The organism is Naasia sp. SYSU D00948 (assembly GCF_017916515.1).
In the GTDB taxonomy this organism is placed as follows: Bacteria; Actinomycetota; Actinomycetes; order Actinomycetales; family Microbacteriaceae; genus Naasia.
In genome coordinates this window covers 2,797,824-2,819,483 of record NZ_JAFMTA010000001.1, presented here as the reverse complement: position 1 = coordinate 2,819,483, position 21,660 = coordinate 2,797,824, and the positions used below count along the sequence as shown (strand labels likewise).

The following is a 21,660-nucleotide window of genomic DNA, read 5'->3' as shown; positions in this document are numbered from 1 at the left end:
GATGAGCTTCTGGGGACCGGGACCGGACCACGGCCTGGACTCGACGGATCGTCCGCTGGGCGAGCTCGAGGTCGTGCACACGTTCGACGACGGCCCGATGCCGACGGGGGTCAGCGTCTCGTCGACGGGCCGCATCTTCGTCAACTACCCGAAGTGGGGCGACGACGTCGCGGCGACCGTCGTCGAGCTCGTCGAAGGCGTCCCGACTCCGTTCCCGTCGGTCGCGTGGAACACCCCGTCCTCGAACGCGGATCCGGACGCCTTCGTCTCCGTGCAGAGCATCGTCGTCGATGCCGTCGACCGTCTGTGGGTGCTCGACACGGGGAGCCCGCTCTTCGCACCCACCGAGCACGGCGGACCGAAGCTCGTGTGCGTCGACCTCGCGACCGACGAGGTGGTCCAGGTCATCCTCTTCGATCCGCACGTGGCGCTGCCGACGACCTACCTCAACGACGTCCGGTTCGACCTGCGCCGTGACGAGGCCGGCGTCGCCTACATCACCGACTCGTCGGACCAGGGGCCGAACGGGATCATCGTCGTCGATCTGGCCACGGGGGACGCCTGGCGCCGCCTCCACGACCACCCGTCGACGAAGGCCCTGCCGACGCACGAGTTCCAGCCGGTCGTCGAGGGCCGGGTCTTCCTGCAGCGCAGCGAGGACGGGAGCACCGCGCCCGTCGCCATGGGGTCGGACGGCATCGCGATCTCGGCCGACGGGGAGCGGCTCTGGTACTGCCCGCTCGCGTCGCGCCGGTGGTACTCGGTCAGCACGGAGGCGCTCGTCGACCGCCGGGTGAGCGACGAGGACGTGGCCGCCACCGTCGCCGACGAGGGCGACAAGGGCGGCGCGAGCGACGGGCTCGAGACCGACGAGTCCGGCGTCCTCTACGCCACGGACTACGAGCACAACGCCATCCTCCGGCGGCTCCCCTCCGGCGAGCTGCAGACGCTCGTCCACGACGAGCGGCTGCTCTGGCCGGACACCCTGTCCGTCGCGGCCGACCGTCATCTCTACGTCACCGCGAACCAGCTGCATCGTCAGGCCCGCTACCAGGGCGGGACGGACTGCCGGACGTATCCGTACGCACTCTTCCGCGTCGCCATCGGCGCGGGACCGGTGCTCCTGCGCTGAGCAGGGGCACCCCGACCCGTGAAGGAGCAACCATGCAGGGCAACAAGCCGTCCCAGGCCGAGGGCGACGACCCGGACCAGGGCCAGGAGCACGAGGTGCTGGAGAGCAACGGCAAGCCGTCGCAGGCCGAGGGCGAGGACTGATGCGGCAGAGCTTCGCGCAGTGGCTCGGCGACCAGACCGGCCGGGACGACGAGATCGGCGAGTTCGCGAGGCGCACCCTCGAGCAGGGTGACCTGCCCGAGCACGGGAACAAGGCCATCTTCGACGGCTTCTTCGAGACGACGCGCAACCAGCCCGCGTACGAGCGCGCCTGGGCCGAGTTCGAGGCGATCCCCAACCCGGGCGGCGCCCGCTCCGAGTCCTAGCGGCGCAGGCGCGACGCAGACGCCCGTGTTCGGGCGCGCGGGATGCGCCCTGACAGGGGCGCGTCCTGCGCGTTCGGCGCGGCTACGCGAGATTCGAGACGCGCGCCATGACGCGCTCCAGGGGGCCCTTGCCGGCGACCGCCCTCCACAGCGACGCCGCCAGGAGTCCGCCCGCGACGAGGCCCAGTAGCAGGACCCACTCGTCGGCGGCGTCCGCGCCCGACGGATGCGCTCCCCGGAACAGGGCGAGGACGATGATCTGCGCCGTGTAGATCGTCAGCGGCATGGAGCCGACGGCCGCGAGCGGCCACAGGCCGGTCGCGACCCAGCCCCTCGCTGCCAGCAGGAGGACCCCGATCAGCGCGACGGCGAGTCCGCCCGCGCCGAGACCCTCCCACAGGGTGTTCGAGTGTGCGGAGGCGTCGCGCCCGAGGAGGGCCGCTCCCCCGTACCCGGCGATGCTCGCGGTCGCGCCGCCCACGGCCATGGCGATCTGCGTGGCGCGGCGGCTCAGGTCGGAGCGCGCGAGCACGAGACCGACGAGGAGATAGCCGAGCCAGAGCAGGCCCGGGTAGTACCCGGTCACCCACCACTCGGTCGGCAGCCAGAGGAGCCAGTCCGAGCCGATCAGTTCGCGGGGGTCGTCGGGAGCGGCGCCCAGCACCGCCGTGCCGACCGTGAGGCAGGCGAGCGCGATCGGCACGAGGACGGCGCGCGGCGCGAACAGCACCGGGAGCAGGACGAGGAAGAAGCTGCCGTAGTAGTCGAGGATGATCGCGATGCCGCTGTCGAGGGTCCAGAGGAGCAGCCCGAGAGCGATGAGCGCGAGCCCCCGGAGGGCGACGGACCCCAGGAGCCGGCCTCGCTCGGCGCGAGGCGCCGGATCGGCGCCGCCCGTGATGAGCCCGAGGGATACGCCCGCGAGCGTTGCGAAGAGCACGGAGGAGCGGCCGTCGGCGACGTTCTCCGTCCCGCCGTCCGGCAGCACGTGCGCGACGAACATGCCGAGGACCGCGATCCCCCGGGCGACGTCGACGCCGACGATCCTCGTTCCCGCCGGTCGCATGCGCTCCAGCCTAGGAGCGCTCCCTAGGAAGGCCCGATGAGGCCGCGCCACGCCGGCTGTGCCGCCCCCCAGAGCGCGCCGACCTCGGCCCAGTCGTCGGCGGCGGGAGGCGACGGGAGAGCGGGAGCCGGATAGCTGAGGCGGCCGCTGGGCGTGTCCCGTTCGAGGACCTCCGGCACCAGCGGGACCGCGACGGCGGGATGCGGTCGCGGCGCGGCGAGGAGTGCGGCAGCGAGGCCGGCGAGCGAGGTCTCGGCGACCCACGACCCGCCGCGCTCGGTCCTGCGCCGCAGCAGGGCGAGGACCGCCGCGGCGAGGAGGTACCCGGCCGAGTGGTCGAGCGCTTGCGCGGGCAGGGCTCCCGGCGTGCCCGTCTCGGCGGCGATGCCCGTCGCGGCCTGGACGATGCTGTCGAAGCCCCGCCGGCCCGCCCAGGGCCCCGTGTTCCCCCACGCGGTGAGCCGCGCGACGACGACGCCCGGCCGTCGCTCGGCCAGCGACTCGGGAGCGAGGCCGAGCCGGTCGAGGGATCCCGGTCGGTAGCCGGTCACGACGACATCCGCGTCCTGGATCAGCCGGTCCAGCTCGTCCTGCTCCCGCCGCACGTCGAGGAGGGCGGAACGCTTCCCCATCCCGGTGAGGAGCCACTGCGGCTCGGGCTCCGGCAGATCGGGAGGGTCGATCCGGAGGACGTCGGCGCCGAGCAGCGCGAGGGTCCCCGTGGCGACGGGTCCCGCGATGACCCGGGTGAGGTCGAGCACGCGGACCCCGTCGAGCGGCGCCTGCGGTCGCGGTGCGGGAAGGGGCCGCTCCCGGCCCTCCCTCAGGCGCCCGAGCTGCAGAGCCGGGGCGCCCGCCACCGCCTGCCCCTGCTCCGAGTGCGCCCACTCCGCCGGGGTCCGCACGGCGGCCGCGACGCCCTCGGCGCCGACGATGCGCTCCTCCGCCTCGAGCGCCGGCAGTTCCGCCAGCGCGGCGAGGAGCGCCTCGCGTCCGGAGTCGTCCCGCAGCCCGAGTGCCGAGAGCAGCCGCCGGCGGTGGTGCGGGTAGTTGGCGTGCGTGCGCAGCCAGCCGTCGCCGGTCGGCCAGAAGCCGGAGAGCTCCGCCCACCAGTTCGGAGCCGCGCCGTCGATGCGGAAGTGCCTCTCGCCGGTGTACGCCGACGCGACGCGACGGGCGTCGAGCGCCAGGGGCCCGGGGGTCCCCGTCAGCTGCGCGGCCTCGAGGGCGGCCGCCGCGACCGCATCGTGGGCGAGGATGCCCACGGGCAGCGGCGACGGGAGCAGAGGCAGCACGTCGCTCCCGTCCGTTCGCACGAGGTCGACGGCGTCGCCGTCCTCCCCGAGGTCCCGCCAGAACTCCGGCAGGAACCGGTGGGTCACGGCCCGCTCCCGCCGGATTCCTCCTCGGCCCAGGAGGCGACGCTGCTGTTGTCCTCGGCGTAGACGCAGGCGGCCCGGACGAAGGACCCGCTGAGGGCCCGCGGCAGCCAGAGCCGGGCGTCGTCCCACATGCGGTCGAGGGGCAGCTCGCCGACCGGGAACCACTCGGGCGCGAGCTCGCGGCTCGGGAGCGGCTCTCCCGACCAGTCCCGGGCGAGGAACGCCGTCGACGCCTGGCTCCACTGGGGCCGGTGCGGGAACTCGTACTCGAGCCGCGCGACCGGCTGGAGCGCCGCGGTCGTGACCGTGATCCCGACCTCCTCGCCCACCTCGCGGACGGCGGCTTCCGCCGGGGTCTCGTCCGGCTCGAGCTTGCCGCCGGGGCCGACGACCCGTCCCGCGCCGATGCCCGTGAGCTTGCGGCCGAGGAGGACCTCCTCCCCCGCGGCGGTGCTGCGGAGGAGGTAGGTCACGGCGACCTCGAACACCGGGTCAGAGGGTGGCTTCCGCCGGGTTCCAGTCCTCGGGAAGGGCCGGGGGCCGCTCCACCGTGCTGGCGACCGGGACCGGACGGCCCTTCTCGGCGGACTCGGCGATCGAGGACATGATGTCGAGCACGTGGTACGCCAGGGCGCCGGACGCGCGCTCGGTCTCGCCGCTGCGGATCGCCCGCGCGAGGTCGAGGACGCCCACACCGCGGACCCACTCGAACTCCGTCTCGACCGTCCGCGACTCGCCGTCCGAGTGGATCTCGACCGTCCCCTTGAACATGTTGGGGTCGGGAGCGACGATCAGGCCCTCGCTGCCGGCGATCTCGACCACCCCGACGCGCGGACGGTGGGACTGGAAGCTGAAGATGCTCTGCGCGCTGGCGCCGCTCTCGAACTCGATCATCGCGCCGACGAAGCTCGGCACTTCCACCGAGATCGTCTGGCCGGCGAGAGGGCCGGAGCCGACCGTCCTCGTCTGGTGCGAGGTCGACGACAGCGCGTAGACCGACTTGGCCGGGCCGAACACCTGCACGAGCGTCGTCAGGTAGTACGGACCCATGTCGAATAGCGGGCCGCCGCCCCGCGCGTAGAAGAACGCGGGGCTCGGGTGCCAGCGCTCCGGCCCACCGCTTTCGAAGAGGGTCAGGGCCGTGAGCGGCGTGCCGATCTCACCCGCGTCCAGGAGGCGCCGCACGGTCTGCAGGCCCGTGCCCAGGAAGGTGTCCGGTGCGCAGGCCACGCGCAGGCCGCGCCGCTTCGCCTCCTCCAGCAGCGCCTTCCCGCTGTCGCGGTCGAGCGCCAGCGGCTTCTCGCTCCAGACGTTCTTCCCGGCGTCGATGATGGCCCGGCTGACGTCGGCGTGCACCGCGGGGATCGTCAGGTTGACGACGATCTCGATCTCGGGCACGGCGAGCAGCTGGTCCGGGGAGCCCGAAGCCGGCACGCCGTACTTCTCCGCCTGGGCGGCCGCACGCGCCTCGTCGAGGTCCGCGACGAAGAGGACCCGGACATCCGGCAGCGCCGTGAGCGTCGTCAGGTACTGATCGCTGATGTTCCCCGCACCGATCAGACCGACCCCGACAGGTCCCGTTCCCGTCACAGCGACTCTCCCTTCCCGACGAGGAAGTCGATGCTTCCCCGGATCCCGTCGAACACATCATCCGCGTAGTCGTCGAACTCGATCACCCGCAGAGCGCGCGGCGCCGCGCTGAGGATGCCCGGCACGTCCAGCGTCCCCTGGCCCGCCGGCACCTGCTCCCGCGTCTCCCGGTTGGCCGGTCCGTCCTTGACGTGGAGGAACCGGACCCGGTCCCCCAGCCGGCCGAGGACGGCGATCGGGTCCAGTCCCGCGACCGCGGTCCAGTAGGTGTCGAGCTCGAGCACGACCGCCGGGTCCAGCCGGTCGGCGAGGACCTCCAGCGCCGGCGTTCCGCCGAGATCCTCGAACTCCCACCAGTGGTTGTGGTAGCCGACCTCGAGCCCGGAGTCCCGCGCGGGCTCGACGAGCGCGTTGAGCTGGTCGGCGACCGCCTCGACCTCCTCGCGGGAGGTCCAGCGCTCGGGCGGGGAGAACGGGACGATCACCGTGGGGATGCCGATGGTCCGGGCGGCGGCGAAGGCGGCGGCCGGCTCGGTCGTGCGGAACAGGTCCACGTGGGCGGACGGCGCGGTCAGCCCGAGCTCGGGCAGGAGGGCGGCGTACTCGTCCGCCCTGTCGACGAAGCCGTAGAGCTCCACCTGGCGGAGGCCGAGAGCGGCCACGCGCTCGAGCGCGGCGCGCAGATCCTCGCTGATCGCGTTCCGCACTGTGTAGAGCTGGAGGGACAGGGTTGATGACGTCATTGACCATCCTCGGGTTCGTCGCTTATCCACCCTACGGGTGCCCTCCGACCCGTCGCTCCACCGTGTCGCACTGCGGGATACGCCGGATGCCGTGTCGTAGGGTCGTCGCAGGAAGGGGGCACCCGTGGATCCGACCGACACCCTGGACACGCTGCGAGCAGAGGCGCGCGACGAACTCGACGCGGAGATCGAGCGCCGGTGCCGCGACGGCGAGGATCCCTGGCAGTTCATCCCCGACCTGCCGACCGTCGACGAGAAGGTCGTGTGGATCCTCCGGGCGGACACGATCGCCCTGCTCGGCCTCGACGAGGCGCGCTCGCACGCGTACCACCCCTCCGCTCCCTCCGGCGAGGCGGAGCGATTCGAGTTCGGCGTGCTCCGCCGCATCGCCCTCGAGCACCCCGACCTCACGCGCACCGTGTGGCGGATGCTGGGCCGCATCGGCCCCTCCTTCGCCTGAGGAGGCCGTCCGGTCAAGGCCCCGCCGCCTCGTTCCCCGGCCCGCCTACGCTGTCCGGATGACCAGCGCGAAGATCCGGGAGACCGCCGAGCTGTTCGGCTGGAGCGAGCTCAGGCCGGGCATCGGCGAGGCCGTGGAGGCCCTGCTCGAAGGTTCCGACGTCCTCGGGGTGCTGCCCACCGGCTACGGCAAGTCCTCCATCTACAAGATCGCCGGCGCGATCCTCCCCGGTCCCACCGTGGTCGTGTCGCCGCTCATCGCGCTGCAGACGGACCAGGTCGCCGGCATCGAGGCGGAGGAGGACGCGCCCGACGCGGTGGCCATCAACTCGGCCCAGAGCGACGGCGCCACCGAGAGCGCCTGGGGGGAGCTCGAGGCCGGCCGGGCCGAGTACGTCTTCCTCTCGCCCGAGCAGCTCGCCAACGACGAGGTCGTCGACCGGCTGGCGCGGCTCGCGCCCGGGCTGTTCGTCGTGGACGAGGCCCACTGCGTGTCGGCCTGGGGCCACGACTTCCGACCCGACTACCTGCGCCTCGGCACCGCCATCGAGGCGGTCGGGCGTCCGGTCGTCCTCGCCATGACGGCGACCGGGTCGGCTCCCGTCCGCGAGGAGATCGTCGACCGGCTCGGCATGCGGTCCCCGCAGCTCATCACGCGCGGCTACGACCGCCCGAACATCCGGCTCGAGGTCGTCCGTCACCAGGAGGAGCGCCAGAAGCGTGAGGCCGTCATCGCCCAGGTGATGGAGCTGCCGAAGCCCGGCCTGCTGTACGTCGCCACCCGGCGCGCCACCGAGGAGTACGCCGAGGAGCTCTCGGGGCAGGGTCTGCGCTCCGCCGCCTACCACGGCAGCATCGGCGCCAAGGCCCGGCGCGAGCTGCACGAGGGCTTCCGCGACGACCAGTACGACGTCGTGGTCGCCACGAGCGCGTTCGGCATGGGGATCGACAAGCCCAACATCCGCTTCGTCGTGCACGAGGCCATCCCCGGCGCCGTGGACGACTACTACCAGGAGCTGGGGCGCTGCGGCCGGGACGGCGAACCCGCGATCGCGGCGCTGCACTACCGAGCGGAGGACCTGGGGCTCCGGAAGTTCTTCGCGTCGAGCAAGCCGGACCGCGGCAAGCTCGCGACCGTCCACTCCGCGCTCGTCGCGGCCGGGCGCCCGGTCGACCTCAAGGCGCTGGCGGCCGAGACCGGGTTCACCGGACGCCGCGTCGCCGACCTCGTCAACCTGCTGACGGAGGCGGGGGCGGTGCGGGCCGTTGGCGATGCGATCGCGGCGGTGCGCGGGCTCCCCACCGAGAAGGCCGTCGAGCGGGCGGTCGAGCAGTCGGCGCAGCGCGAGCGGATCGAGGAGTCCCGCGTGGCCATGGTCCGCCAGTACGCGGAGACCACGTCCTGCCGGCGGCAGTTCCTGCTCGCCTACTTCGGCGAGCGGCTCGAGGAGCCCTGCGGCAACTGCGACACCTGCACCTCCGGCACCGCGTACGAGCAGCACGAGGAGAGCGCCGTCGAGGATGCCGCCGGCGTGCCCTTCCCCGTCGACGCGCCGGTGCGGCATCGCGAGTGGGGCGAGGGAACGGTCATGAGCGTCGAGGAGGACCGCATCACGGTCTTCTTCGAGACGGAGGGCTACCGGGTGCTCTCCCTCCCGGCGATCGAGCAGAACGACCTGCTGGAGCGCATCGGCTGAGCCGCCGCCCCGGCCACCGTCCCGGCTCCGGGACGGCTCTCGGTCGGGTCAGGGTCCGGTCCGGGACGCGTCGGGGGTCCGGGTCCGAGACGCGCCGGGACCCGGTCCGGGACGCGCAATCGTAGCGACTGACGGCGTCCCGTCCACCCCCTCCGGCCTCGGATGCGGGCCGCGCGAGGCCCGGCGTAGCGTGAGGACAACCAACCCAAGGAGGGCGCATGAGCGACACCATCCCCGACGGCGGCGCGTACGACGACGAGGCCGTCGACGCGACCGGGAAGCAGACCGTCGCCAACGACGCGGTGGCGGGCGAGACCGTGCTCCCCGGCGTGGGCGACAGCAACCAGGGTCCGACGGGCGGCGCCGAGCGCGAGGGCGAGCCGTTCCTCCCGGACAACGAGCTCGCCGGCGAGGAGATCGTCGGGCTGCGCGACGAGGGCCCGAGCGGCCCGGTCGAGACGCGGCAGGCCGAGGCGACGGGACCGGAGGTCTGATGTCCGAGCGCAGCGTGCCGCCGCCTCCGGATCACGAGGACAAGCCCGTCGCGGAGGACAGCAAGGCGAGCGTCGGCGAGCGGCTCACCGGGAAGTCCGATCCGCAGGACCCGGACGGCCTCCTCACCCTCGACGACTTTGACAAGGTGAAGGGCACGCAGGACCGGCTGGGCGGCGACAGCGCCCTCGGCAGCGTGAGCAACGCCGGCGCCGCACCGACGCCGAACCTCACCGAGGGGGTCGTCGGCGGCGATGCGCCATCGATCGGCGCGCTCAACTCGGGCGGCGACTCGATGGGCGACGACGCGGATCTCCCGACGGGCGACGGCACGACCGGCGAGACCCCCTGGGCCAAGCAGCAGGGCCTCACCACCGACACCTGACCGGGGTCGGCCTGAGGCCGCCTCTGCGCGGATCAGGAGATTGTGCGCGGATCAGGAGAAACCGGCGGTTTCGCACGCGGTTCAGGAGCCGCGTCGGCGTGTCGCCGGGGATCTCCTGATCCGCGCAGCTCCACGGCTCGGACGGCGTGACGCCAGCCCTCGTTGAGGGGCCGCCCGCGGGATTGACTGGTTCGAACACATGTTCGAACATGGAGTGTGACCGCGTTCGCCCTCTCCTCCCCCGCTGCGGCGGACGAGAAGGTGCGCGAGCTGCAGGCCCGGATCCGGGAGATGCAGTCCACCCGGCTCTCGACCACGACGATCGCGACCTCTCCCCTGTTCGCCGGGCTCCTGCCCGACGGGATGATGCGGGCGGGCGCCTCCTACTCGGTCCTCGGGTCGACGACGCTGGCCATGGCGATGCTGTCCGCACCGTCCGCGGCGGGGTCCTGGTGCGCCGTCGTCGGGGTCCCCGAGTTCGGCGCCCAGGCGGCCGAGGCCCACGGCATCGACCTGGAGCGGCTCGTCCTCGTGCCGGAGCCCGGCGACCAGTGGCTGCCGGTCACCGCGGCCCTCGTCGACGTCCTGCCCGTCGTGGTCCTGCGTCCCGCGGGGCGGATCACGGAGGCGGACGCGGGACGGCTCGCCGCCCGGCTGCGCAAGCGCGAGGCCGCCCTCATCACCCTCGGGGACTGGCCGGGATGCGAGGCGAGCCTCCGCATCGTGCGCAGCGAGTGGGAGGGCATCGGCGCGGGGCACGGCATCCTCCGCGGACGCCGGGTCGAGGTGGCCGTGGAGAGCCGCGGGATGCGCTCCCGCTCCCGCTGGGTCCGGCTGCCGGGACCCGACGCCGGCGCCCGGGTCGGCGAGCCGGCCCAGCACGCAGCGTCCCGCCGTCCTCCGGCCCCTGCTCCGCTCGCCCCGGCCCCGGAGCCCGCGCGTCCCGCCGCAGCCGCGGAGCCCGCGCGTCCCGCCGTGGCCCCGCGCCTCTCCCCCGTGCCGCCGCTCGAGGCGTTCGAGGGGCTCGAGGTCCGGGCGGGCTGACATGGCCGAGATTCTCCGCACCCTCGTGCTCTGGTGTCCGGACTGGCCGGTCCGCGCGGCCGCGCGCGCCGCCGGCCTGCCCGCGGACGCTCCGCTCGCCCTGACCGACCGCGGCGACGTGTTCGCCTGCTCCGCACCCGCCCGCGCGGAGGGGGTGCGCCGTGGCCTGCGCATCCGCGAGGCCCAGTCGCGGTGCGCCGCCCTCGTCGCTCTCCCCTACGACCCCGCGCTCGACGCCCGTGCGTTCGACCCCGTGCTCGACGGGGTCGAGGAGCTCATGCCGGGCGTCCAGGTGCTCCGGCCGGGCACCGCGGCCCTGAGGATGCAGGGTCCCGCCCGCTACTACGGCGGCGAGGACGCGGCGGCGCGCGAGCTGCTCGCGTGCCTCGAGCGGCTCGGGGTCGCGGACGCCCGCATCGGCATCGCGGACGGGCCCTTCGCGGCGGAGCAGGCGGCGCGGCGGAGCGGGCCGGACCGGGTGCGGATCGTGCCCGAGGGCGGGTCCCCGGCGTTCCTCGCCCCGCTGCCGGTGACGATCCTCGGCCTGCCCGACCTCGCGGTGCTGCTGCGCCGCCTCGGCCTCCCGACGCTGGGCGCCTTCGCCGCGCTTCCCGAGCTCGAGGTGCGGAACCGGTTCGGCCCCGACGGCGCCGCCGCCCACCGCCTCGCCGCGGGCCTCGACGGGCGCCGGGTGGTGCCGCGCATCCCGCCGGACGAGCTCGACGTAGCCGTCGACTTCGAGCCGCCCCTCGACCGGATCGACCAGGCGACGTTCGGGTTCCGCGCCGCAGCCGACCGGTTCCTGGAGCGGCTGCGGGGGCTCGGGCTCGTCTGCACGGCGATCCGGGTGGAGATCACCACCGAGCGGGGCGAGCTGTCCGAGCGCAACTGGCTGCATCCGCGATCCTTCACCCCCGCCGAGGTGGTGGACCGCGTCCGCTGGCAGCTGCAGGGCACCGGCGCGGTGGACAGCGGGCTCGGCTCCCCTCTCACCCGGATCCGCGTGCTCCCGGAGAGCGTCGACGCGGCCGCCGGTCACGAGGAGGGGCTGTGGGGCGCGGCGCCGGACGAGCGCATCCACCACGGCCTCTCGCGAGTGCAGAGCATGCTGGGACACGAGGCGGTGCTCACGGCGACGATCGGCGGCGGGCGGATGCTCGCGGACCGGCAGGTGCTCGTCCCGTGGGGCGATCGCGGGTCGGTGCCCCGCCCCGCCGATCGGCCGTGGCCCGGTGCGCTGCCCGGCCTGCCGCCGGCGACCGTGTTCCGAGACCGGCGGATGTGCACCGTCCTCGCACCCGACGGCGCGCCGGTCTCCGTCGACGAGCGGGGCGTCCTGTCCGGGCCACCCGCCCGCTTCGCCGCCCCGAACACCGGCCACGCCCGTCCCGTCCGCGCCTGGACGGGCCCGTGGACGGTCGAGGAGCGCTGGTGGGATCCGGAGCAGGGGCGCCGGCTCTCCCGCTTCCAGGTGGTCGACGACGACGGCGAGGCCTGGCTCCTCGTCCTCGAGGGCGACTCCTGGTGGGCCGAGGCCCGCTACGACTGAGCGCGCGGCCGCCTTGCGATCAACAGGCGGAGAGCCGCTTCAACAGCAGGGTCTGCGGCATGTCCTGCTGTTGAAGGGCAGAAGTGCCTGTTGAGCGCGAGGTACGAGGGTCAGAGGAGGGCGGCGGCGGTCCGGAGGTCGGCGACGAACGCGTCGAACTCGGGGTCGAAGTCGGGGGTGCCGCGGAGGCGGAGCACGGCGGACGGATGCACGGTGAGCACGACGCGGGCCTCGGCCGCGGCGACCGGCCGGTCGTCGAGGACGCGGCCCCGTTCGGCGAGCACCTTCACCTGCCGCCCGAGGACGCCGCGGGCGGCTGTGGCGCCGAGGGCGACCACGATGTCCGGCCGCACCGTCCGGAATTCAGCCGCGAGCCACGGATTGCAGGCCTCGATGTGCGCCACGGCGGGGGATTTGTGCAGCCGCCGCTTGCCCCGGAGCTCGAAACGGAAGTGCTTGACCGCGTTCGTGACGTATGCGTCCTCCGCCTTCACGCCGGCCGCATCCAGGGCGTCGGCGAGGAGGCGACCGGCGGGACCCACGAACGGCTCCCCCGCCTTGTCCTCCGAGTCGCCGGGCTGCTCGCCGACGAGCATGAGGCGCGCCCGCTCGGGCCCGGAGCCGAAGACGACCTGCGTCGCGTCCTGGTACAGCTCGCAGCCCCGGCACTCCGGTGCCGCCGTACGGAGGGCGTCGAGCCCGCCGTCCTCCGGCACCCACTGCTCGGCCCCGGGCCGCGCGAACTCCGCCATCGGCTTCCTCCTCGCCCTCGGCAGGATTCTGTCCGCTGCGCAGTGGATCCGGCACGGGGTTGTCCTGATCGGCGTCGGCGGTCCAGCCCGCTGCACGTGATATCGACGACGCCGGAGCTGCTGACCCCCGGCAGATGCCGGCCCGGCATATGCCCGCCCGGAGCGTGCCCGCCGCGACTCGGCACGGGCCCCGCCGCGTCAGCGCGCGACGGAGGCGAGGACCTTGTCCCAGCGCTCGAGGAAGCGCGCCAGTCCGTAGTGCTCGAGCGCGAAGCGGCGGGCCGCCGCTCCCCGCTCGCGGGCCTCGTCCGGATCCGCGATCAGGCGAGCGGCCATCGCGACGAGCTCGTCCACGTCCATCGAGATCGCGCCGGCCTCGGGCGGCACGGCCCGGTACGCCTCGGTCGTCGCGAGCGCGAGCACGGGCATCCCGAGGTGCATCGCCTCGATGAGCGACAGCCCCAGCGAGGTCCAGCGGATGGGGTGCAGGTAGGCGCGCCGCCGGGCGAGCTGGGCGTGCAGCTCGGCGGGATCGAGGTTGCCCGCGAAGGCGATGCGGTCCGGCCCGAGTCCGAGCGCGCCGGGCAGGAGGTCGGCCTTGATGCCCCAGGCGTCGATCGGAGCCACCTCGGCGAACGCCGGGAGGAGGTCCGTGCCCGTGACGCGCCAGCGGCGGACCGGCTCGTTGATGACGTACCCGAGACGCTCGAGCTCCCCCGTGTACAGGTGACCGGGATCCGGGACGCCGTGCTCGATGACCGTGGTCGGCGCGTCACCGCTGTCCCACATGAGCCGGTTGAAGTGGGTGACGTGGACGAGCGGGATGTCGCGGCGGTCCGCGAGCGGGTGCCGCGTGTACGGGACGTCGCCCTTCGGCGTGTTGTGCTCCACGAAGACGGCCGGCACGTCGGCCCCGAGGCGCCTGCGGAGCAGCCGCTCGGTCGTCTCGATCTCCGCCATGTTCTGCAGGACGACGACGTCGACGGCCGTGTCGGCCAGCTGCTCCTCGGGCACCGCGACGGTGCTTGCTGGCCAGTACGGCTTGAGCTCGCCGTCCCCGTTCGGAGCGACCGGGATGAGGTAGTCGTGACTCCCCTGCACGAACCCCGTCGTCCAGGCGGAGTGGACGTGCCAGGAGAGGATCCGCATCCCGCCACTGTAACGGGGGCGCGAGCGGGGGCACCGCGCGGCCGACTCCGGGCTGGTGGGTGTTGCGCGGATCAGGAGATGGCATCCGCGACGCGGCGTGTCGTCCTGAACGGCGATCGGACCGGGCGTGAAGTCCTGATCCGCGTCGAGTCTCCTGATCCGCGCAGATGGGCAGCCACGGAGAGGAGGAGAGGAGGAGAAGCGGCGGTCCCGGCCCGGCCCGGGGACACCGAGGACAGGACCAGCGCGGCGGGACCTGCAGTTGCAGGGTTCGAACATGTGTTCGAAACTGGAGTGTGGCGTACAACAACCCTCCGATCCCGTGGTCGGAGTTCGAGCGGCGGCTCTCCGATCACCGCCGTCCCAGCCCGCGCCCGCCCGAGGCGGACGGCGGCGACAGCCCCGCCTGGTCGCCGAAGCGGGCGCCGTACCGGCCGAAGCCCCCGGCCCTGCCGCCGCTCGAGGGCCCGGTCGTGCCGTACGCGGAGCTGCACGCCCACTCCAACTTCAGCTTCCTCGACGGCGCCTCCTCCCCCGAGGAGCTGCTCGAGGAGGCCGCCCGCCTCCGCCTCGAGGGCCTCGCCGTCACCGACCACAACGGGCTCTACGGCGTGGTCCGGCTCGCCGAGGCCGCCGAGAAGCACGCGGTGCGGACCGTGTTCGGCGCCGAGCTCGCCCTCGGCCTGAACCGTCCGCAGAACGGGATCCCGGACCCCGAGGGCAGCCACCTCGTCGTCCTCGCGCGGCGGCAGGAGGGCTACCACCGCCTCGCCCGCGCGATCACGAACGCCCAGCTCGCACCCGGCGCCGAGAAGGGCAGCCCCCGCTTCGACCTCGGCGAGCTCGCGGATGCCGCGGGCGGGCAGTGGTTCGTGCTCACCGGCTGCCGCAAGGGGCTCGTCCGGCAGGCGCTGCAGCCCGCGCCGGACGCCCCGCTCGACCTCGCCGCCGCCGGCCGCGAGCTGGACCGCCTCGCCGACCTCTTCGGCCGGGACAACGTCGCCGTCGAGCTGTTCGACCGCGGCGAGCCGCTCGACTCCGTGCTCAACGACGCGCTCGCCGAGCTCGCCGCATCCCGCCGCCTCCCGCTGCTCGCCACCGGCGCCGTGCACTACGCGACGCCGCGGCAGCATCGGCTCGCCTCCGCGCTCGCCGCCGTCCGCGCCCGGCGCAGCCTCGACGACATGGACGGCTGGCTGCCCGCGGCGGGCGGGGCGCACCTGCGCTCGGGCGCCGAGATGGCCGCCCGCTTCGCCCGCTACCCGGGCGCCGTCGCGGCGACGGTGGACCTCGCCGCCGATCTCGCCTTCTCCCTGCGCAGCGCGAGCCCCAACCTGCCGAAGCAGGAGGTGCCGGAGGGCCACACCCCGATGAGCTGGCTCCGGCAGCTCGTCTGGGAGGCCGTGCCCGTGAAGTACCCGGACGCGCCGCGGTCCACCCTCGACCGGATCGCGCGCGAGCTCGACGTCATCGAGGCGAAGGACTTCCCCGGCTACTTCCTCATCGTCCGCGACATCGTGATGTTCGCGAAGGGTCGCGGCATCCTCTGCCAGGGCCGCGGCTCGGCCGCGAACTCCGCCGTCTGCTACCTGCTCGGCATCACCGCGGTCGACTCCATCCGCTACAACCTGCCGTTCGAGCGCTTCCTGTCGAGCCTGCGCGACGAGGAGCCGGACATCGACGTCGACTTCGACGCGGACCGCCGCGAGGAGGTCATCCAGTACGTCTACGAGAAGTACGGACGCCGCAACGCCGCCCAGGTCGCGAACGTCGTCACGTACCGGCCGAAGAACGCGGTCCGGGACATGGCGAAGGCGCTCGGCCACTCGACCGGCCAGCAGGACGCCTGGTCGCGTCAGGTGGAGCGCTGGGGCGGCGACGTGCAGAGCGACGACCACGACATCCCGCAGCCGGTGGTCGACCTCGCGCAGCAGGTGCTGAAGTTCCCCCGGCATCTCGGCATCCACTCCGGCGGGATGGTGCTCACCGACCGTCCTGTCGGCGAGGTGTGCCCGATCGAGAACGCGCGGATGGAGAAGCGCACCGTCCTGCAGTGGGACAAGGACGACTGCGCCTGGATGGGCCTGGTGAAGTTCGACCTGCTCGGGCTCGGCATGCTCGCGGCGATGCAGTACGCGTTCGACCTCGCCGACAGGCACCTCGGCGAGCGGTGGGACCTCGACACGATGCCGAAGGAGGAGCAGGGCGTCTACGACCAGCTGTGCCGCGCCGACTCGGTCGGCGTGTTCCAGGTGGAGAGCCGCGCCCAGATGGGCACGCTCCCCCGGCTGCAGCCCCGCGTCTTCTACGACCTCGTCGTCGAGGTCGCCCTCATCCGGCCAGGGCCGATCCAGGGCAAGGCCGTGCATCCGTTCGTCCGGCGCCGCACCGGCGAGGAGAAGGTCACCTACCTGCACCCGAAGCTGAAGCCGGTGCTCGAGCGGACGCTGGGCGTGCCGATCTTCCAGGAGCAGCTCATGCAGATCGCCATGGAGGTCGGCGGCTGCACGGGCGAGGACGCCGACCTGCTGCGCCGCGCGATGGGCTCGAAGCGTGGGCTCGAGAAGATCGACTCGCTGCGGGACAAGCTGTACGCCGGGATGGCGGCCAACGGCATCGACGACGACACGGCCGACCAGATCTACCGGAAGATCGAGGCGTTCGCGGACTTCGGCTTCGCCGAGAGCCACTCGATCAGCTTCGCCCTCATCGTCTACGCGAGCTCGTGGACGCGGCTGCACTATCCGGGGATCTTCCTCGCCGCGCTGCTGCGGGCGCAGCCCATGGGCTTCTACTCTCCGCAGTCCCTCACCGCGGACGCCCGCCGGCACGGCGTCGAGGTCCGCCGCCCCGACCTCCTCCTCTCGGGCGTCGAGGCCGACCTCGAGCCGCTGCGGCAGCCGTCCACGGAGAGGATCGCGGAGTTCCGGGCCACGGCGGGACCGGGGCACGGGCGGCGCTGGGGCACGAACCTCGTCGACCTGGTGTGGGCGGACGGGAAGCCGGCCGCGACGGGACGCGATGCGTGCCTCGAGCGGGAGCAGCCGCCGGTCTCGGAGCGGTTCGACCCGACGGCGCCGGTCGAGGATTCCCTCCACCGGCGGGACGGGAACTACGCGGTCCGGCTCGGGCTCGCCGAGGTCGCGTCGATCGGGAAGAAGCTCGCCGAGCGGATCGTCGAGGAGCGGGAGCGGCACGGCGACTACACGAGCCAGGCCGACCTCGCCCGCCGCGTCGGGCTGACCGCGCCGCAGCTGGAGTCGCTCGCGGCGGCCGGCGCGTTCGCCTCGCTCGGCCTCGGCCAACGCGAGGCCCTGTGGGGCGCCGGGGCCGCCGCCCAGGAGCACCCGGACTACCTGCCCGGCACGAGCATCGTGGTCCAGCCGCCGCTGCTGCCGATGCTGACGCCGGCGGAGCAGGTCGCGTCCGACCTGTGGGCGACCGGGATCTCACCGGAGCAGCATCCGATGCGGTTCGTGCGGGACCGGCTCGCGAAGCGCGGCGTCCTCACCTACGCCGACCTGGCGCGGACGGAGACGGGCCGCCGCATCGAGATCGGCGGGGTGGTGACGCACCGGCAGCGTCCCGCGACCGCCGCCGGGGTGACGTTCCTCAACCTCGAGGACGAGACCGGCATGGTCAACATCGTCTGCAGCGTCGGCGTGTGGCAGCGCTACCGGCGGATCGCCCGCGAGGCGCCCGCGATGATCATCCGCGGCATCCTGGAGCGCTCCCCCGAGGGCGTGATCAACGTGGTCGCCGACCGCTTCGAGGTCCTCACGATCGGCGCGCGCAGCGTCTCCCGCGACTTCCACTGAGCACGGCGGAGCTCGGCCCGCCGCCGGCCCCGGCCGTTCAGGCGAGACCGAAGGACGTCGCCCCGATCGGCTCGGTGTCCCGCACCTCGACGGAGTCGACGCGGGCGAAGGGCGGACCCTCGTGCAGCCACGAGACCAGGGCGTCCACCGCGGCGGCCTCGCCCTCGAGGTGCGCCTCGACGCGCCCGTCGGCGAGGTTGCGGACCCAGCCGGCCACGCCGATCCGGCGCGCCTCCTCGATGCACGAGTAGCGGAACCCGACGCCCTGCACCCGCCCGCTCACCAGGGCCCGTCGCGCGACCGTCATGCCACCGTCGTCCCGAACAGCAGCCCGAGCACGAACGTCACGGCGGCGGCGCCGTAGCCGATCAGCAGCTGGCGCAGAGCCCGGCTCAGCAGCGAGGTCCCGGACAGCAGGCCGATCACCGTTCCGGTGCCGAGCAGCGCGAGGCCGACGAGCGCGGCCGCCAGCAGGATCGCCGGGATGCCGCTCATCCCGAACAGCCACGGCAGCACCGGGATCAGCGCCCCGGACGCGAAGAACGCGAAGCTCGAGAGCGCCGCTCCCCGGGCTGTGCCGAGCGCCTCGTGCTCGTCCACCCCGGACTCCACCGACCCCAGGGGCTCGCGGCCCCCGAGCACCGACTCGGCCCGGCGGTGGGCGTCCTCCTCGCTCATCCCGCGCGCCCGGTAGACGAGCGCCAGCTCGTTCTCGTTGACATCGAGATCCGCGATCGCGTGCCGCGCCTCCGGGCTCGGCCGGGACCCCGCCAGCAGCTCCCGCTGCGAGTGCACGGACACGTACTCCCCGGCGGCCATCGACAGCGCGCCGGCGAGCAGGCCCGCGAGCCCGGTGAACAGGACGGTCTGCGGCGCCACCCCGGTCGCGCCGACGCCGAGGACGAGCGCGAGGTTGCTCACGAGGCCGTCGTTCGCGCCGAAGACCGCGGCGCGGAAGGTCCCCGAGATGCGGCTCCGGCCGCGTGCGGCGAGGCCACGGACCACCTCCTCGTGGATGCGCTCGTCCGCCGCCATCGAGTCGGTCGCGTCGTCGTCCGCAGCGTACGGGGTGCGGGACTCGGCCCGCTGCATGAGCGCGAGGGTGAACACCGACCCGAAGCGGCGGGCGAACCAGCCGAGCACCCGGGTCCGCAGGTCGACGCGCGGCTCGCTCGTCAGCCGGTCGCCCAGCAGCTCGCGCCAGTGCGCCTCGTGCCGCCCCTCCGCGTCGGCCAGTGCGAGCAGGATCGCCCGCTCCTCGCCCGTGCGCCGGACCGCGAGGTCCCGGTAGATCTGCGCCTCCGCCTGCTCGTCGGCCAGGTAGCGGCGCCACCGCCGCACGGTCGCGGCGCTCGGCTCCGAGGTCAGCGGGGAGGCGCGGTTCACCCCTCGATTCTCCCAGGCGGCGGGCGGGGAGGAGTTTCGGGGCCGGCGCGCAAGCCCCCCGGCGAGATCGGGGCCCGGCGCGCGACCCGGGGGAACCACGCCCTAGGGTCGGGGGCATGGGAGCCGTCGAGCTGGTTCTGATCCGGCACGGGCAGAGCGAGGGGAACGTCGCGGCGGACAAGGCGGACCGGAGCCGCGCCGACCGCGTGATGGTGCCCGCCCGGGACGCGGATGTCGTCCTCTCGGACACGGGCCGCGAGCAGTCCGAGGCCCTTGGCCGCCACGTCGCCACCTGGCCCGACGACCGGCGTCCCCAGGCGCTCTGGGTCTCCCCCTACCGCCGGGCCCAGCAGACCGCGGAGATCGCGTCCGGTGCGGCGGGCCTGGACCTCATGCCGCGCTTCGACGAGCGGCTCCGCGATCGCGAGCTCGGCATCCTGGACGCCCTCACCTGGCGGGGCGTGCGCCGGCTGCACCCCGAGGAGGCCGAGCGCCGCCGCTGGCTCGGCAAGCTCTACTACCGGCCGCCCGGAGGGGAATCCTGGGCGGACGTCGCCCTGCGCATCCGGTCCGTGCTGGCCGACATCGACCGGGACGAGGACGGGCGCCGGGTGATGGTGGTCTGCCACGACGCGGTCATCACGCTCTTCCGGTACGTGTGCGAGCGCATCGACGAGGGGACGCTGCTCGAGGGCGCTCGGCGGAACCCCGTCGCCAACTGCTCCATCACCCGCCTCGTTCGGCCCTCCGGATCCGGCATCTGGACGTCCGACGTCGTCGGCGACGTCGGCTTTCTGCGGACGCGCGACGCCGAGGTGACGAAGCATGCCGGGGAGCGCCATGTCGGCTGAGCCGGTCACGCCCGCCTCGCTCCGCGACTGGCCCCTTCCCGCGGCGCCGAGCACCAAGCAGCAGAGAGGCGACGTCCTCGTGATCGGCGGGGCGCGGAAGACCCCCGGGGCCGCCCTCCTGGCCGGGGTCGCCGCCCTGCGGGTCGGCGCCGGGCGCCTCACCCTCGGCATCGCGGAGACCGTGGCGCCCGCCGTCGCGGTCACCGTGCCGGAAGCCGGCGTGGTGGGCCTCGCCGAGACCGGGAGCGGGACCGTCCGCGGCGACGGCATCCGCCTGCTCGCGGACGACATCGCGTCCGCGGGATGCGTCCTCGCCGGGCCCGGCCTCGACGACGCCGACGAGGCCGCCGCGCTGCTCCGGACGCTGGCCGAGCTCGTCGGGGACGACACCCGGGTGCTCCTCGACGCGTACGCCCTGGGGCCGCTCGCGCACGAGCCGCAGGTCGTCGAGCGGCTCGCCGGGCGCCTCGTGCTCACCCCGAACGGGACCGAGGCGGCGTTCCTGCTCGGCCGGGATCCCGGGGATCCCGAGGAGGACGCCGCCGAGCTCGCCGACCGCTACGGCGCGGTCGTGAGCTGCCTCAGCTCGGTAGCGGAGCCCGGCGGCCGGCGCTGGCGCATCACCACGGGGCACGAGGGACTCGCGACCTCCGGCAGCGGCGACGTGCTGGCCGGTGCGGTGGCCGGCGTATGGGCTCGCGGGGCCTCGGCGGAGCAGGCCGCGTGCTGGGGCACCTACCTGCACGCGGCGGCGGGCGACCGGCTCTCGGCGCGGATCGGGCCCCTCGGCTTCCTCGCCCGGGAGCTGCTCGACGAGCTGCCCGCCCTGCTCACCGAGCTGCGCTGACCGGCGCCCTCGCTTCCCGGGCTGCGATCAGCGGGCCCGCACCTCGGCTCCGTTCACCGCCCGTCCGCGAGCGGCGCGGGAAAGAGCGAGCGGGGATCCTGCAGCACCGCGGGCACCGTGAAGTCGGCGCGCGCGAGCGTCCCGCTGTACTCGGCGGGCCGGACGAGCAGGACGGCGCCGGACTCGAGCTGCCGCATCTGCGCGTCACCGGTGATGCGGGCGCGATGCAGCACCGGCGAGTTCCCGACGAGGGTCGCGACCTCGGTCCCCGGCTCGAGCGCCTCGACGAACAGCGCGAGCTGGGCCCGCCAGTTCGCGGTGTCGCGTCCCACGGGCGACCGGTCCCAGATCCCGACGATCCCCTCGTCGAGCCACTCCTCGGACTCGCTCGCGCTCCGCGGCCGCACGATCCACAGCGGCCGGCCGTCGGGCGCGGCCGCCCGCTCCCCCGGCTCCGGCCACACGTAGTCGAGGTCGGGAGGCGTGCCGGGGAACAGCGGACCGTAGAAGTCGGGGTCCTTGCGGATGAGGTTCGACCGGTGGCTGCGGTGGATCTCCTCGTTCCCGATCCAGGGCGGCAGCATCCCGCGCTCGGCGAGCTCCTCCTGCGTCCGCCCGACGACGTCGGGAGCGAACTCGGCGATCAGCTCCCGCGTGCTGTCGGCGTGGCCCCGCTGCACCCAGGCGTCGACGTTCGCCAGCCCGTAGACGGTGAGCGCGGGGAGGTACCCGCGCCACATCCGGGTGACGGGGTGCGGCTGCCAGCCGTAGCTCGGCAGGAGCACCGCCCGCAGGATCTGCAGCGTCTCGACGCGCTGCTTGCCGAGCCGCGGCGAATCGAGCACGGCCGAGCTCTCCGTGAAGGACGGATACGGGAGGAACGTCTGCATCGGTCAGCCCTCCGGCCGGCTCGCCGGCGGCTGCGGACGCGGGATCACCGGCAGGACGAGG

The 21,660-nt window shown here is 74.0% G+C and carries 21 protein-coding genes; 11 read left to right on the top strand and 10 right to left on the bottom strand.

The genetic code is table 11. The features are described from left to right. The first annotated feature begins 1 nt into the window (after position 1). Together J3P30_RS13185 and J3P30_RS13180 are read left to right on the top strand one after the other, a co-directional pair. A complete protein-coding gene (locus J3P30_RS13185; RefSeq protein WP_210481464.1) occupies positions 2 to 1,132 on the top strand; it encodes an L-dopachrome tautomerase-related protein in 1,131 nt (376 codons plus the stop codon). 142 nt (positions 1,133 to 1,274) lie between these two features. Further along, positions 1,275 to 1,499, top strand: a complete 225-nt coding sequence (locus J3P30_RS13180) for a hypothetical protein (RefSeq protein ID WP_210481463.1) — start codon at positions 1,275 to 1,277, stop codon at positions 1,497 to 1,499. Between the two features lie 82 nt (positions 1,500 to 1,581). Here the strand turns inward: J3P30_RS13180 and J3P30_RS13175 are convergent, their stop codons facing one another. The 5 genes from J3P30_RS13175 to J3P30_RS13155 are packed head-to-tail and all read right to left on the bottom strand — an operon-like array spanning position 1,582 to position 6,280. Then, positions 1,582 to 2,565: a DUF418 domain-containing protein gene (locus J3P30_RS13175; RefSeq protein WP_210481462.1), complete on the bottom strand. Its 984-nt coding sequence runs from the start codon at positions 2,563 to 2,565 to the stop codon at positions 1,582 to 1,584. A gap of 23 nt (positions 2,566 to 2,588) precedes the next feature. Beyond that, a complete protein-coding gene (locus tag J3P30_RS15640) occupies positions 2,589 to 3,947 on the bottom strand; it encodes a CoA transferase (RefSeq protein WP_210481461.1) in 1,359 nt (452 codons plus the stop codon). After that, positions 3,944 to 4,435, bottom strand: coding sequence for an 8-oxo-dGTP diphosphatase (locus tag J3P30_RS13165; protein ID WP_210481460.1), 492 nt, complete (start codon positions 4,433 to 4,435; stop codon positions 3,944 to 3,946). The genes J3P30_RS15640 and J3P30_RS13165 overlap by 4 nt, the downstream gene beginning before the upstream one ends. A 4-nt stretch (positions 4,436 to 4,439) precedes the next feature. Then, positions 4,440 to 5,537: a Gfo/Idh/MocA family protein gene (locus tag J3P30_RS13160; protein WP_210481459.1), complete on the bottom strand. Its 1,098-nt coding sequence runs from the start codon at positions 5,535 to 5,537 to the stop codon at positions 4,440 to 4,442. After that, positions 5,534 to 6,280: a sugar phosphate isomerase/epimerase gene (locus tag J3P30_RS13155; RefSeq protein ID WP_210481458.1), complete on the bottom strand. Its 747-nt coding sequence runs from the start codon at positions 6,278 to 6,280 to the stop codon at positions 5,534 to 5,536. The genes J3P30_RS13160 and J3P30_RS13155 overlap by 4 nt, the downstream gene beginning before the upstream one ends. Before the next feature lie 124 nt (positions 6,281 to 6,404). Here J3P30_RS13155 and J3P30_RS13150 point away from each other — a divergent pair, with 124 nt between their 5' ends. The 6 genes from J3P30_RS13150 to J3P30_RS13125 all read left to right on the top strand — a co-directional run bounded on the left by J3P30_RS13150 (position 6,405) and on the right by J3P30_RS13125 (position 11,906). Beyond that, positions 6,405 to 6,740 (top strand): hypothetical protein, encoded by a 336-nt coding sequence (locus J3P30_RS13150; protein ID WP_210481457.1) that lies wholly within the window; start codon positions 6,405 to 6,407, stop codon positions 6,738 to 6,740. 58 nt (positions 6,741 to 6,798) lie between these two features. Beyond that, complete coding sequence (locus J3P30_RS13145) at positions 6,799 to 8,436, top strand: RecQ family ATP-dependent DNA helicase (RefSeq protein ID WP_210481456.1); 1,638 nt, start codon at positions 6,799 to 6,801, stop codon at positions 8,434 to 8,436. A gap of 218 nt (positions 8,437 to 8,654) precedes the next feature. Further along, the gene (locus tag J3P30_RS13140) at positions 8,655 to 8,930 is read left to right on the top strand and encodes a hypothetical protein (RefSeq protein ID WP_210481455.1); all 276 of its coding nucleotides are present in this window, start codon (positions 8,655 to 8,657) and stop codon (positions 8,928 to 8,930) included. After that, entirely contained in the window at positions 8,930 to 9,313 is a 384-nt protein-coding gene (locus J3P30_RS13135; protein WP_210481454.1) for a hypothetical protein, read from the top strand. Before J3P30_RS13140 ends, J3P30_RS13135 begins: the two co-directional genes overlap by 1 nt. A 216-nt stretch (positions 9,314 to 9,529) precedes the next feature. Next, positions 9,530 to 10,357 carry a hypothetical protein gene (locus J3P30_RS13130; protein ID WP_210481453.1) on the top strand — a complete coding sequence of 276 codons (828 nt, stop codon included), beginning with the start codon at positions 9,530 to 9,532 and terminating at the stop codon, positions 10,355 to 10,357. A 1-nt stretch (position 10,358) separates the two neighbouring features. Continuing rightward, the gene (locus J3P30_RS13125) at positions 10,359 to 11,906 is read left to right on the top strand and encodes a DNA polymerase Y family protein (RefSeq protein WP_210481452.1); all 1,548 of its coding nucleotides are present in this window, start codon (positions 10,359 to 10,361) and stop codon (positions 11,904 to 11,906) included. Positions 11,907 to 12,016: 110 nt separating this feature from the next. On the opposite strand, the gene J3P30_RS13120 is transcribed toward J3P30_RS13125, so the two are convergent. Then, positions 12,017 to 12,658 carry a UdgX family uracil-DNA binding protein gene (locus tag J3P30_RS13120; RefSeq protein WP_210481451.1) on the bottom strand — a complete coding sequence of 214 codons (642 nt, stop codon included), beginning with the start codon at positions 12,656 to 12,658 and terminating at the stop codon, positions 12,017 to 12,019. Positions 12,659 to 12,856: 198 nt separating this feature from the next. Next, entirely contained in the window at positions 12,857 to 13,807 is a 951-nt protein-coding gene (locus J3P30_RS13115; protein ID WP_210481450.1) for a glycosyltransferase, read from the bottom strand. Positions 13,808 to 14,103: 296 nt separating this feature from the next. Here J3P30_RS13115 and J3P30_RS13110 point away from each other — a divergent pair, with 296 nt between their 5' ends. Continuing rightward, positions 14,104 to 17,625, top strand: a complete 3,522-nt coding sequence (locus J3P30_RS13110; RefSeq protein WP_210481449.1) for an error-prone DNA polymerase — start codon at positions 14,104 to 14,106, stop codon at positions 17,623 to 17,625. A 37-nt stretch (positions 17,626 to 17,662) separates the two neighbouring features. Here the strand turns inward: J3P30_RS13110 and J3P30_RS13105 are convergent, their stop codons facing one another. Together J3P30_RS13105 and J3P30_RS13100 are read right to left on the bottom strand one after the other, a co-directional pair. Beyond that, positions 17,663 to 17,932, bottom strand: a complete 270-nt coding sequence (locus J3P30_RS13105) for an acylphosphatase (RefSeq protein ID WP_210481448.1) — start codon at positions 17,930 to 17,932, stop codon at positions 17,663 to 17,665. After that, positions 17,929 to 19,011, bottom strand: a complete 1,083-nt coding sequence (locus J3P30_RS13100; RefSeq protein ID WP_307807506.1) for a VIT1/CCC1 family protein — start codon at positions 19,009 to 19,011, stop codon at positions 17,929 to 17,931. The genes J3P30_RS13105 and J3P30_RS13100 overlap by 4 nt, the downstream gene beginning before the upstream one ends. A 116-nt stretch (positions 19,012 to 19,127) precedes the next feature. On the opposite strand from J3P30_RS13100, the gene J3P30_RS13095 reads away from it, so the two are divergent. Continuing rightward, entirely contained in the window at positions 19,128 to 19,862 is a 735-nt protein-coding gene (locus tag J3P30_RS13095; RefSeq protein WP_210481447.1) for a histidine phosphatase family protein, read from the top strand. Further along, complete coding sequence (locus J3P30_RS13090; protein WP_246852773.1) at positions 19,852 to 20,709, top strand: NAD(P)H-hydrate dehydratase; 858 nt, start codon at positions 19,852 to 19,854, stop codon at positions 20,707 to 20,709. Before J3P30_RS13095 ends, J3P30_RS13090 begins: the two co-directional genes overlap by 11 nt. Before the next feature lie 53 nt (positions 20,710 to 20,762). On the opposite strand, the gene J3P30_RS13085 is transcribed toward J3P30_RS13090, so the two are convergent. Then, entirely contained in the window at positions 20,763 to 21,599 is an 837-nt protein-coding gene (locus tag J3P30_RS13085; RefSeq protein ID WP_210481445.1) for an MSMEG_6728 family protein, read from the bottom strand. Between the last annotated feature and the right edge of the window lie 61 nt (positions 21,600 to 21,660).